Below are 11,819 nucleotides of genomic sequence, written 5' to 3' on the forward strand. Positions count from 1 at the left end.
GTGTTAAGCACGCCGCCAGCGTTCGTCCTGAGCCAGGATCAAACTCTCCGTTGAATCCTTTATTCCTTACCTACTCCATCTTCGGCTCGCTCTCGCTTGGCTTCTCTTCCTCGTCCTCTTCGGTTGTCAAGAAACGGCGTCGCACGCTCTCCAGCCGCTCTCTCTCTTCCAAAAACGGCTTTCCCGCGCGCAACACGGCGTATATTAACGCGACTATCCTTTTCTGTCTACGATTTCATTCAGATTCTTTTATCATAAATAAAAATCTATTTGTTTTCTTTTATTGAGATTTAATTGATACACTGATTATAAGTCACAAATATTTATTGACTTATTTCTTCAGGCATCATGAAATGTCTTTAAATAAACCATTTAACAGAATATTTCATCTTTAAAATTTCGCGAAAACATTTACCGGCGAGATCGCGGTTCAAAAAAAAGAGACTTTTCTCTTCCTCGCGTTGGAAGAGAAAAGTCTCTTTGTTTACGCTCCGCGGTCGTCGAAGTTCAGCTGCTCCATGGCGAACCTGCGATAATCCATGAATTCTCGGCTGGTGCGGCGGCGCGGATAGGGCAGGTCGACTTTGATGTCGTTGTGGACGCGGCCGGGGCGCGGCGCCATGACGACGACGCGGGAGCCCATGTAGAGGGCTTCGTCCACATCGTGCGTCACCATGACGACCATGGGGCGGTGGCGCGACCACATGGAGAGGATCACGTCTTGCATGGTCATGCGGGTGAAGGCGTCGAGCGCGCCGAGCGGCTCGTCGAGCAGAAAGACCTGCGGGTTGTTGACCATGGTGCGCAGCAGCGCGGCGCGCTGGGCCATACCGCCGGACAGCTGGTGCGGCCAGTTCTTGCGGAATTCCCACAGCCCGGCGGTTCTCATCAGTTCCTCGACTTCGGCCTCATGGCCGCGCAGCTGGCCGCGCATTCTCAGGCTGAAGGCGACGTTCTGTTCCACAGTCAACCACGGAAAAAGCGCCGGTTTTTGAAAGACCATGCCGCGCACGGGGGCGGGGCCGTCGATGACCTCGCCGTTGAGGGTCACCTTCCCGGTCGTCGGCACGATCAGCCCGGCGATCAGGCGCAGGATGGTCGATTTGCCGCAGCCGGAGGGGCCGATGACGCTGATGAACTCGCCGGAGCGAATTTCCAGTTCGATGTCTTCGAGGGCGTTGGTGACGGAACTGCCGGCGTTGGCAAAGCTTTTGCTGACGTGGTCGAGCTTGAGGATATTTTCGCACATGACGGCGGCCTACCTTTCCTGCCAGCGCAGCATGTAGCGGCGGACCGCGCCCAGCAGCGCGTTGACAAGCACGAAGATAACGCAGATGGCGACGACGGCGGCGTACATGTTGCCGTAGCGGGCCCAGCTTTTCTGCCAGGTGATATACCAGCCAAGCCCCGACTCGACGCCGATCATCTCGGCCACCATCAAAGCGACGCAAGCCGTGCTCATGCCTTGAGTCATGCCCTGCAGGATGTTCGGCAGCGCCGAGGGCACGGCGATGGTTCCGACGAGGCGCATGCCTTTGACGCCCAGCGTGCGCGCCGCCTCGAAATAGGCGGGGTCGATGTTGGTGATGCCGGTCTTGGTAGCGATCGTGACGGAGTACCACACGCCGAGGGCGATGATGAACACGCTGCCGCGGAAGAGCGTGGCGGCCAGCACCATGACGACGGGAAGCCAGGTCGTGGAGGGGATGGCGCCCAGCAGGCGCGTAAACGGCTCGATCCAATAGTTGACGTTGCGGTTGTAGCCGCAGGCGATGCCGGTCACCAGCCCGACGCCGACGCCGATGAAGTAGCCGGTGAACAGCAGGATCAGCGAGTTTTTGGCGCAGTCCATCAAGTAGGCCCAGTCGGCGATGGCCGCTTCCAGCATCTGATCGAGCCACGGAAAGTACGGCAGCGGCAGGCCGCCTGTCTTGAGCGTCAGCCAGTCGTAGCCGGCCAGCGCCAGAAAGACGAACGTATAGAAGGGGGCTTTGTAGCGCATCCAGCGGAAGGCGCGGCGCCCGCAAAACGAGGCGAGGAAACCGATCAGCGCCAGCCCCGTCAGGGCGAGGATGAACCAGTTGTAGTCGTTGCCGTGAGTGTTTCCCTGCAGATCGGGAAGGCAGTTGTACTCCCACAGGGCGACGACGCCGGCGACGACGGGAAGAAAACAGACGACGTAATCGAGAAATTTCTGAAATTTCGTTCTCGGGCGGCTCTCGAGAATCGCCAGTTCGTCCCGCGTCAGACGGCGGGGCGGCATCCCGGAAGCGCGGCCGTTTTCATGACCGGGCATAAAGAAAAATCTCCTTTCTTCTCTTCGGCAAGCACTGCGCAGCGCTGGCTGCCTGTCACATTTTCTGTTCCCGTTTCGCGCCGGGCGGAAACGCAAAAAGAGGGGGAGCCGCAGCGAGCCCTCCCCCTTCTGCGCCATACCGCCGGCAGATCTTGTTCACGCCGGACGGAAACTCCGTCCGGAGCAGGTCATTTCGAAAAGATGAATTTCATGAAACGGAAATAGGTATAAACCACGAACACGACAGCGATCAGCGTCGCCGCCGGCACCAGGTACGGTGCGAGCGGCAGGGCGCGCCCAAGCTTGGCGGCGCAGGATGCGCCCTGCTTGAAGGCGATCGCCGAGATCACGAACGGGAAGGTGAAGGCCGCGTAGCTGGGATAGAACGGCAGTTTCAGCATCGAGAAACTCCTGACCAGCGCAAAGACGTACGTCAACAGCGCCAGCGCCAGCAGGAAGGCCAGCATCGCGAAGGACTTGGGCATGACCGACTGCACATAACCGGCCACGCAAAGGCTCGTGGGCGCCGCATAGACGCAGATCAGCGGCATCGCCGGCTCCGGCACGGGCAGCGTTTGATACCGCTTCGTCACCACGAACAGCAGGATCAGAAGCGCCGCAAACCCAAACCAGAAAGCGACGGTGCCGACATCGGCGCCGCGCCCATAAGCGGGCGCCGTCACCGAAGCGACGACAATGCCGACGTAGAGGATGAAGAACACCGTGGTGACCTTTTTCAGATCAAAGCGGAGCACAAACTTGAGAGTGAACCAGACGATCAGCACCACGTGCAGCGCCACGGCGAACCACCACACGAGGCGCGCCGCCGCTCCCGCAAAAGGCAGGATATAAGTGCTCAGCAGCATCAGCGCCATCGGGAACGTGGCGGAGACGCCCGCCGTGATCGGATTTTGCATGTCCTCTCTGACCGCGGCGGGGAAGCAAAACAGCTTCAGAAGCAGCAAAACCAGCAAAAACGCCGCCAGCACCCCGCAGACGGCGCGGATCCCTTCGCCGCAGCTCTGCAGCAGATTGCCCAGCGCAGCGGCGCCCAGCATCACGCCCGCCGCGGGAATCGGCACTTTCTTGATGAACTGCATCCGTCAACCTCCGTTCAAATCAGTTCTTCGCAGGCGGCAAATACGGCGCTTTCAGACCTTCGATCGGTCCGTCGTCAACGTTTTTGATGTTCAGCTCGCGGCACAGGATCTCGGCGACCTTGCCCGCGCAGAGACCGGTGAAGGCGATGCACTGAGCCTTGTGTTCCCCTTCGGCCATCTCAAAGCCTCTGGTGAGCACGCGGCAGCAGTTCGCGTGTTTGGCGTTCGCGTCTCTGAACCAGTCGTGCAGCTCGTGCGTGAGCTTCATGCAGTAATTGACCTTCGGATCCTTGGGGCCGTCCTGCGTCGTGCGGCCGAAAAACAAACTCAGCGCCATGATGCCGCCGTTCAGCGCCCCGCACATGCAGCCGGAGCGCCCGGCGCCGATCGCCATGCCCGACGACAGAGCGATGACTTCTTCGGGAACGTCCACGTTGAAATCGCTTCTGATCGCCGACATCACCGCCTCGCAGCAGAAGAAGCCGTTTCTGTAAAGATCTTCCGCGTGCTTCTGGACGGCCTTCGGGCTGACCTGTTCGACTGAGTACTTTACCATTGAAAAACTCCCCCTTGAGATATGATTGGATGTTTTTTCGCCGGGAGCCCCCTCGCGGCAAAAACATCTTAAAAACGAACGATTTGGCGCGGTCGATCTCAATCGTTCCCGAGAACCGGATCCCAGACCTGCTTCATCAGCGCATCGGTATCCTTTTTGGCGTCGATGAGGCCGAAAGTCTTGTAGTCGTCGATGATGTTGCGCAGCGCGGCTTCCGTAGCTTCGTCGCTGATGCTGTAGTCGTAGGTCTTGAAGATCTCGAGCACGAGCTTGGGATCGCCGGCCGCCCATTTGTTCGCCTGAAGCACGGCGACGGCCTCTTCGGGGTGCTCCATGACCCAGGCGCTGGCGGCCTCGTGAGCGCGAGTCAGTTTTTTCACCGTGAGCGGGTTCTCGTTGTAGAAATCGAGGTTGACGGCGTGGATGCAGCAGGGCTCCTGCTTGAAATCCTCGTCGAACGTCAACGAGCGGATGATGCGCAGTTCGCCGCTGTCGAGGAATTTCTTGGCGAACTGGTCGCCGAGCAGCGCCGCCTGCACTTCGCCTTTCTTCATGGCCATCACGGCGACGCCCGCTTCGGCGACTTTCCATTTGATCTGGCGCGGATCGACCTTGTCGTGGTTGAAAAAGCGCATGGAAATGTTCTGATCGGAACCGCCGATGCCGTCGGGAATGGCGACGTATTTGCCGACCAGATCGGCCGTAGTCTTGATCGGACTGTCCACGGGCACATACAGCGATTTACAGCCCGAATGGATGCCCGTGGTGAACTTGACGCGCACGCCATTGACGGTGGGAACGAGCATCGTGGCGATATGATCGCCCGTCACGTCCACCTTGCCGGTGCCGATGGCGTCGATCTGACCGCTACTGCCGCCGGCCATACGGATCACTTCGGTCTTCAGCCCTTCCGCTTCGTAAAAACCTTTCAGCTGGGCGATGCCGAACGTGCCGAGGCAGAGGCCGCCGTTGTAACCGATCTTGATGACGCGGCCGTAGGCGGGTTCCTTCCTCCAGGCGGCGTCTTCCTCTTCCTTCGTCATGGCGGCGGCAGGCGCAGCCATCAGCGCGGCGCAGAACAGAACGACAAGAAACTTTTTCATCAACAGCTCTCCTTCATAATGTTTTTTCGTAGAGGTCAAATCAAGAACACGAAAAGTCGCTGAGATCCAGGCTTCCGTTACTTGGCGCTGAACTGATCGTACGCTTCCAGCACGATCCCGGCATAAGCCGAGCTGGGGCCGCCGCCCATAAGGACGGCGACGCCAAGCGCTTCGGCCAGCTCTTCGCGCGTGACGCCGGCCTTGATGGCGTTCTGGACGTGCGAGTTGATGCACATTTCGCAGTGGGCCTGCAGGCCGAGCATCAACGCGATCAGTTCCTTGGTCTTCAGGGAAAGCGCGCCCTCTTTCAGCACGGCGCCGGCCAGGCCGCCGAAGGCCTGCATCGTTTCGGGGGCCGCTTCGCGCAGTTTTTTGCCGCGCAGGCCGGCCTGACGCGCCGCGTTTTTGTAGTCCACCTGTTTTTGAGGTTTCTCCGCTGCAAAAGCCACGCTGCTCAAAACCATTATCATGGCGGCTGCCAACACTAGAATTTTCATGATAAATTTCTCCTCTCGATCATGTGTTCGATCTTGAAAGACCGTTCCGAAACTAATCGTGCTGCAGGACCGGATCCCAGATCTTTTTCAGGATCTTGTCGGGATCGAGGCGGGGGTCGAGAATGCCGAAGCTCTGATAATCGCGGATGATAAGGCGCAGCGTCTCCTCCGTCGCCTGATCGCTGATGCCATAATCCAGAGTTTTCTGGATGGACTGCACGAGGTCGAAGTTGCCGGTGACGTACTTGTGGTCAAGGAGGAGGCGGACGCTCTCGTCGATATTGTCGAGAATCCACTGACTGGCCTTTTCATGGGCGCGGGTCAGTTTCTTCACGGTGATCGGGTTCTCGTTGTAGAAGTCCAGATTGACGGCATGAACGCAGCAGGCTTCTTTCTTGAAGTCATCGTCGTAGGTCAGCGAACGTACGATGCGCAGGGTACCATCGTCGAGGAAACGGCGCGCGAACTGATCTTCAAGCAGCGCGGCCTCAATCTCTCCGTTCTGCATGGCCATGATACTGACCCCCGCTTCCACGACCTTCCATTTGATGTCACGGAAGGGACTGATACCGTCGCGGCTGAAAAAGCGCATGGCGATGTTCTGATCCGAATCGCCAATGCCGTTCGGCACAGCTACCGTCTTGCCGACCAGATCTTTTGTGTTCTTGATGTCGCCCTTGGCGAGCACGTACAGCGATTTACAACCAGTGTGGATGCCCGTCGTGAATTTCATGCGCACGCCGTTAACCGTAGGAATGATGAACTTAGCGATATGGCCGCCCACCACATCGACTTTGCCGGTGCCGATGGCGTCCACGTCCTTGGTCATGCGCGTGATCTTGACTTTCAAGCCCTCTTCGGCGTAGAAACCCTTGATGTCGGCAATGCCAAAAGTGCCGAGACACAGACCGCCATTGTAGCCCACATTGATCACGCGCCCGTAAGCAGGCTCCTTCTTCCAGGCCGCGTCTTCCTCTTCCTTCGTCATCGCGAAGGCCGCGGCAGAAACAAGCGTCGCCGCACCTGCCAGAACCGCAACCAGCTTTCTGTTCATAAAACGATCGCTCCTTCTCAACCGTTAGTAACGGTTATAGTTTTTATGCTTAATCAACATATCATTCGGCTTTTGAAAAGTCAATTCGAATTTATGAACAGTATTACTCTCAAGAAAACATTTTGCATCGTCTTGGTTGTTCGGAAATTCTGCTTCGCCGCAAATCATCAGTTCTGTCCGAAAGAATCGTTTGCAAAGGGGCGTTCCTGCCTTATTCTTTTACGATCACGTAAGTACGCTTAAAAATTTCCGGCAAAACCAAGAATCATACGCCAAAAATCACAACGCGTCGCCCTTTTTTTGTCCATTTCGCACTGGACGGGGACGGACCCGTCGTTTATGATGAAACACGGTTTTCGAAAAGAGCGCCCGTTCGATGAACTTTATAAAGGAGGAGTCCGTCATGAACGACATGATCAAGGCCGCGGCCGAACAGTTCGCCCGCGAGAACGTAAAAGAGGCTCAGGACCTGCTGCGCACGCTGGGGAAGATCCCGGCGCCGTCGCACGACGAAGGCCGGCGCGCGGCCTTCGTCAGCGAGTGGTTCAAATCGCAGGGATTCAAGGACGTGCAGATCGACGCCGCCCAAAACGTGATCTGTAAGTTGGGCCCACAGGACAGCGATCTGATCGTCTTCGCAGCGCACACCGACATCGTCTTTCCCGACACGGCGCCGCTGCCCATGCGCGAGGAAGACGGCCGGCTCTACGCGCCCGGCATCGGCGACGACACCGCCAACCTCGTCAACCTGATGATCGCCGCCCGTCATCTGGCGTGGCGCGAAGAGGAACTGACGCAGGGCGTGCTGATCGTCGCCAACGCCTGCGAAGAAGGGCTGGGCAACCTCGACGGTACGAAGGCGCTGTTCGCCGCCTACGGGCCGCGCGTCACGGCCTTTTACTCGCTCGACGGCAAGCTCGGCCATTGCTGCAGCGGCGCCGTCGGATCCTATCGTTACCGCGTCACGTGCCGGACCACGGGCGGCCATTCCTACGCCAACTTCGGCAACGCCAACGCCATCGAATGCCTGGCGCACCTGATCGAGGATCTCTACGCCGTCACGCTGCCCGAAAGCGCGCGCACGACCTTCAACGTCGGGCGCATCGAGGGCGGCTCCACCGTCAACTCCATCGCCCAGTATGCCGCGATGCTGTACGAATTCCGCTCTCCTTCCCAGGAATGCCTGGATTACATGAAGGTCCAGTTCGACGCGATCCTCAACGCCAACCGCAACCGCGGCGGCGAATTCGCGGTCGAACTGTTGGGAGTCCGCCCCGGCGACGGCATGCTGAACCGCGAAGCGCTGCAAGCCTTTACCGCCCGCACGTTGGACGTGATCCGCAGCTATTACGACGGCGAACTGACCGTCACCCCCTCGTCCACCGACAGCAACGTGCCCCTGTCCCTGGGCATCATGGCCAATACGCTCGGCACCGTCGTCGGCATGGGCGCGCACACCCGCGAAGAGTGGGTAGACCTGGGTAGTCTGGAAACGGGGCTGAAAATCGCCCTCAGCCTGATGCTCGCCGCGCAGGCCCCCTAGAATAAAATCAGCCGCGAAAAAGCGGCGAAACGGAAAAAGAACAAAAACGCCGGAAGAAGCGAAAGCGCCCCGACACGACGCGACGAAAGAGATTCATCGGTCGTACCGGAGCGCTTTTATAGGACGTTTTTTTTCGATGTTCCACGTAGAACTTTTTTCTATCGTTCATGAATTTGCAATGGATAAGAACACATCGTATATAATTAATATTATTGCCGCCGCTTCTTCGCGACGGCGGTCGTTTCAAAAAACATGATAAACTGAACGCAAAAAAGGAGGGAAGCGCGATGGAAAGCAGAAACGGCGGCAATGTGCGCGAGATCCTCGGCGCGCCGGCGCTGATCGTGCGCCGCCCGCAAAAGAACATGTACCTGAGCGTGCGTCCCGACGGCATGCTGCGCGTCTCCTGCCCGACGGGCACGCCCGATGCGGAGATCGAACGCTTCGTCGCTTCGCAGTCGCGCTGGCTGCACAAGCGCCGCGCCGCCGTTTTGCAGATGCTGGACGAGCGGACGAAACACGACGCCGGCGACACCGTGCTGTTATGGGGCCGTTCTCTGCCGCTGGCCGTCGCACACGGACGGCCGTACGGCGCCAGCCTGCGCGGCGAAACCATTCTCCTGAACCTGCCGGAAAACGGCACCGCCGATGAACGGGGCAAACTGATCCACAGCTTTCTGCGCGCCCGCCTCGGGCTCGCCATCCCGCCGCTGCTGGCCCATTGGCAGCCCGTGCTGGGCGTGCGAGCCTCGGGGTGGCATGTGCGCGACATGACGACGCGCTGGGGCAGCTGCAATACGCGCACGGGGCGGCTGTGCTTCAATCTTCGCCTCGCCGCCAAAGACCCGTGCTGCCTCGAGTAGGTCGTCGTGCACGAACTCAGCCATCTGATCGTCGCCAGCCATTCGGCCGCCTTCTGGAACTGCGTAGCCCGCTGTCTGCCCGACTGGCGGCAGCGGCGCGCGTTGACCAACCAGACAATGAAAGAACCGTCCGCAGAATAGCCTACACGAAAATGCAGGGCGTCACTGCCATCCAGAACAGCAACGTCACCATGCACAGCAGCGTCGACGACGCTACCAGCATGGCCGCGTAGTCGGCGTCCATGCCGAAGCCGCGGGCCAAAACGTAACAATTGAAGGCCGGCGCCACCGCGGATCCGACCACCGCCACCTGCATGACAACGGGATTTTCCACGGGAAAAAGCATGAACGCAGCCATGACGATCGCCGGGTGAAGGAACAGCTTCATGAGCATGTCGGGCCAGGCCGATTTGACGTCGCTCCACAGACGCTCCGGCGCCAGCGCCGCGCCGATGACCAGCAGCGCCATGCCGTTGCCGCAGTCGCCCAGCACCTCGAGGACGCGCGCAAACCATTGCGGGATATAAGGCGTCCAGCCCAAAGCGCCGATCAGGATGCCGCAGATGCCCGCCAGCAGGATCGGATTTCTGACCGTCCGCACCAACGCGTTCGCCAGTGACCGGCCGTCGCTCTGACCGCTCATGGCAATTTGCGACATCAGCAGCGGTACGAGGTTGAAATACGGCGTTCCCACCGCCACGAAGAGCAGCTGCGCTTCCGTGCCCGCCTGTCCGAGCCAAAGCGTCATCACCGGCAGGCCGATAAAGATCGCGTTGGGACGCACCGACGTGAGCATGGACACGGCGCGCCGTTCGGGCGCGATCTTGCGCAGTCCCGACATCACCCAGAACACTGCCGTCGCCGCCGCATAACCGCCAATGAGCACGGCAGCAAAGCGCCAGCCATGGATCATGGACGCGTTGAAGCCAAGTCCGGCCTTGAAAAAGCTGACGGGCATCAGCAACGAGAAAAGCAGCCCGTTCAGTTCCTTCAGTCCGGTTTCAGTCAGCCGCCCCCGTCTTTTCAGAAACCAGCCGCAGCCCATGACGATGAAAATCACCAGATTCGTTAGAAAGCCCTGCATCGTTTCAGCCCCTCCGTCCGCATCCGATCAGGATCGGCGGCTCTCGAGACGGGAAATGTTCCACGTGGAACAATCCCTGCCGTCGCCGTCTCGTCACTTTTCGACAAGTTTACCACGCTCACCTGAAAGCCGCTACGCGAGACGGAACACTCGTCGCCAGCCACAGCATTTTACTGTTTTTTAATAAAGAGACCGTATCAGTCCCATCCTCATAATGATAATGCCGCCAGACCGTCGGAAGATTTCCGACGGTCTGGCGGCATTATTCGCGTCTCGCTCTTATTTCTGGACCGGCATGGGCACGGGAACGTCGGCGGGGATGGGGCAGCGGTAGGGTTCGCCGTGGGTGGCTTCGAGAAACTCCGCCTTGGCGGCGGCGACAAGCTGCGGGTCGGCGGCGACCTTGGCGGCCGTCAGAGCCAGGGCGCGGGCGCCGTAAAGCATGCCTTTCATGCCGATGGACGAGCCGGCGCAGGATGTGACCTGCCAGCTGTGGCCGGGAGCGGCGCAGTTCCACGAAGCGGTGTTCACTTCCGCACAGGGGACGATGTGCTGCACGTCGCCCACGTCGGTGGAGCCAAAGCCATTCTCCTCGCGGATCCCGACGCTGACGCCGAGCGGGCCGTCGTAATCGGGGCGCCGTTTGATCTGATCGTAGTTCGGATTCTGTACGTTGATAGCCTCGGCGAATTCCAGCTCTTCCTCGGTCCAGACGGGCCTTTCCACTTCCTGCAGGCTTTGATAGATTACGTCGCTGAGGACGCGGTTTTCCAGCGTCGGATAACAGCCGCCGAGGAACTCGATCTCCACTTTCGTCTCGGTCATGTGCGCCGCCCCCTCGGCGACCAGCACGAGGCGGCGATACGTGTCTTCCACGGCCTCGCGGGTCAGGGCGCGCACGAAGTACCAGACGCAGGCTTTGTCGGGGACGATGTTGGGAGCCATCCCGCCGTCGGTGACGACGTAATGGATGCGGTTGTCCATGGTGACGTGCTCGCGCAGGTAGTTGGCGCCGACGTTCATGAGCTCGACGGCGTCGAGGGCTGAGCGGCCGTTCTCCGGCGCGCCGCCGGCGTGAGAGGTGCGCCCCGTGAAATGGAACTTGGCGCTGTTCAGGCCCGTCATGACGCCGCGCATGACGCAGTTTTTCGCGGCTCCGTGCCAGGAAAAAGCGAGATCCAGCTCACGGAACGCGCCGCCGCGGGCCATGAAGACCTTGCCGGTAAGGGCCTCTTCGGCGGGACAGCCATAGTAAACTACGGTACCGGGACAGCCGGAAGCCCGCAGCTCTTCTTTCAAGCCGTACGCCGCCGCCAGCGGCGCCACGCAGAGCAGGTTGTGCCCGCAGCCCTCCCCCGGCGCGCCGTCCCGTACGGGTTCCTGGCGGGTGCCGACCTTCTGGCTCAGACCGGGCAGAGCGTCGAACTCGCCCAGAAAACCGATCGTCGGTTCGCCGCTGCCCCAACTGGCACGCAGGGCCGTGGGCATCCCGTACATCCCCGTTTCCACGACAAAGCCCAGCTCGCGCAGCAGCTCGGCAGTGACCGCGCACGTGCTCACTTCGTTGTAGGCGGTCTCGGGATGCTCCCAGATTTTTTTAGCGTGGGCGACAAACTGTTCCTCTTTCGCTTGAAGAGCTTTTAACGCCGCTTCTCCGACCATAAAAATTCCTCCTAGAATAATGTAGTCGCACTTGTTGACAGATTATTGAACGGAACAATCT

At 59.6% G+C, this 11,819-nt stretch carries 11 protein-coding genes and 1 pseudogene; 3 read left to right on the forward strand and 9 right to left on the reverse strand.

The window, feature by feature from the left end; translation table 11 throughout:
- Positions 1-287, forward strand: a 287-nt coding sequence (locus tag B0D78_RS13280) for a hypothetical protein (protein ID WP_205948324.1), incomplete at its 5' end; no start/stop codon positions are given.
- Between the two features lie 197 nt (positions 288-484).
- Here the strand turns inward: B0D78_RS13280 and B0D78_RS11580 are convergent.
- From B0D78_RS11580 to B0D78_RS11610, 7 genes are all read right to left on the reverse strand, one after another.
- Positions 485-1,249: an ABC transporter ATP-binding protein gene (locus tag B0D78_RS11580; RefSeq protein WP_078017102.1), complete on the reverse strand. Its 765-nt coding sequence runs from the start codon at positions 1,247-1,249 to the stop codon at positions 485-487.
- A 9-nt stretch (positions 1,250-1,258) separates the two neighbouring features.
- A complete protein-coding gene (locus B0D78_RS11585) occupies positions 1,259-2,296 on the reverse strand; it encodes an ABC transporter permease (protein WP_078017103.1) in 1,038 nt (345 codons plus the stop codon).
- Between the two features lie 188 nt (positions 2,297-2,484).
- Positions 2,485-3,396, reverse strand: coding sequence for a TDT family transporter (locus B0D78_RS11590; RefSeq protein ID WP_078017104.1), 912 nt, complete (start codon positions 3,394-3,396; stop codon positions 2,485-2,487).
- Positions 3,397-3,415: 19 nt separating this feature from the next.
- The gene (locus B0D78_RS11595) at positions 3,416-3,952 is read right to left on the reverse strand and encodes a C-GCAxxG-C-C family protein (RefSeq protein ID WP_078017105.1); all 537 of its coding nucleotides are present in this window, start codon (positions 3,950-3,952) and stop codon (positions 3,416-3,418) included.
- Positions 3,953-4,050: 98 nt separating this feature from the next.
- Positions 4,051-5,055: an ABC transporter substrate-binding protein gene (locus B0D78_RS11600; protein ID WP_078017106.1), complete on the reverse strand. Its 1,005-nt coding sequence runs from the start codon at positions 5,053-5,055 to the stop codon at positions 4,051-4,053.
- Between the two features lie 77 nt (positions 5,056-5,132).
- Positions 5,133-5,552, reverse strand: coding sequence for a carboxymuconolactone decarboxylase family protein (locus B0D78_RS11605; RefSeq protein WP_233543568.1), 420 nt, complete (start codon positions 5,550-5,552; stop codon positions 5,133-5,135).
- A 52-nt stretch (positions 5,553-5,604) separates the two neighbouring features.
- Positions 5,605-6,606, reverse strand: coding sequence for an ABC transporter substrate-binding protein (locus B0D78_RS11610; protein ID WP_078017107.1), 1,002 nt, complete (start codon positions 6,604-6,606; stop codon positions 5,605-5,607).
- A gap of 403 nt (positions 6,607-7,009) precedes the next feature.
- Between B0D78_RS11610 and B0D78_RS11615 the strand changes: the two genes are divergently transcribed.
- The gene (locus B0D78_RS11615; RefSeq protein WP_078017108.1) at positions 7,010-8,149 is read left to right on the forward strand and encodes a M20/M25/M40 family metallo-hydrolase; all 1,140 of its coding nucleotides are present in this window, start codon (positions 7,010-7,012) and stop codon (positions 8,147-8,149) included.
- A 365-nt stretch (positions 8,150-8,514) separates the two neighbouring features.
- Positions 8,515-9,153, forward strand: a pseudogene (locus tag B0D78_RS11620) (M48 family metallopeptidase).
- A gap of 1 nt (position 9,154) precedes the next feature.
- Here B0D78_RS11620 and B0D78_RS11630 read toward each other — a convergent pair.
- Positions 9,155-10,096, reverse strand: coding sequence for an AEC family transporter (locus B0D78_RS11630; RefSeq protein WP_078017111.1), 942 nt, complete (start codon positions 10,094-10,096; stop codon positions 9,155-9,157).
- Between the two features lie 279 nt (positions 10,097-10,375).
- Positions 10,376-11,758, reverse strand: coding sequence for an amidohydrolase (locus B0D78_RS11635; protein WP_078017112.1), 1,383 nt, complete (start codon positions 11,756-11,758; stop codon positions 10,376-10,378).
- Positions 11,759-11,819: the final 61 nt, after the last annotated feature.

The sequence above is a fragment of the Pyramidobacter sp. C12-8 genome, from assembly GCF_002007215.1.
In the GTDB taxonomy this organism is placed as follows: Bacteria; Synergistota; Synergistia; order Synergistales; family Dethiosulfovibrionaceae; genus Pyramidobacter.

What these genes read in the sequence shown, in the direction of transcription:
- B0D78_RS11630 (WP_078017111.1), bottom strand. Translation starts at nt 10,096, where the DNA reads ATGCAGGGCTTTCTAACGAATCTGGTGATTTTCATCGTCATGGGCTGC.
- B0D78_RS11615 (WP_078017108.1), top strand. Translation starts at nt 7,010, where the DNA reads ATGAACGACATGATCAAGGCCGCGGCCGAACAGTTCGCCCGCGAGAAC.
- B0D78_RS11635 (WP_078017112.1), bottom strand. Translation starts at nt 11,758, where the DNA reads ATGGTCGGAGAAGCGGCGTTAAAAGCTCTTCAAGCGAAAGAGGAACAG.
- B0D78_RS11580 (WP_078017102.1), bottom strand. Translation starts at nt 1,249, where the DNA reads ATGTGCGAAAATATCCTCAAGCTCGACCACGTCAGCAAAAGCTTTGCC.
- B0D78_RS11590 (WP_078017104.1), bottom strand. Translation starts at nt 3,396, where the DNA reads ATGCAGTTCATCAAGAAAGTGCCGATTCCCGCGGCGGGCGTGATGCTG.
- B0D78_RS11595 (WP_078017105.1), bottom strand. Translation starts at nt 3,952, where the DNA reads ATGGTAAAGTACTCAGTCGAACAGGTCAGCCCGAAGGCCGTCCAGAAG.
- B0D78_RS11610 (WP_078017107.1), bottom strand. Translation starts at nt 6,606, where the DNA reads ATGAACAGAAAGCTGGTTGCGGTTCTGGCAGGTGCGGCGACGCTTGTT.
- B0D78_RS11585 (WP_078017103.1), bottom strand. Translation starts at nt 2,296, where the DNA reads ATGCCCGGTCATGAAAACGGCCGCGCTTCCGGGATGCCGCCCCGCCGT.
- B0D78_RS11600 (WP_078017106.1), bottom strand. Translation starts at nt 5,055, where the DNA reads ATGAAAAAGTTTCTTGTCGTTCTGTTCTGCGCCGCGCTGATGGCTGCG.
- B0D78_RS11605 (WP_233543568.1), bottom strand. Translation starts at nt 5,552, where the DNA reads ATGAAAATTCTAGTGTTGGCAGCCGCCATGATAATGGTTTTGAGCAGC.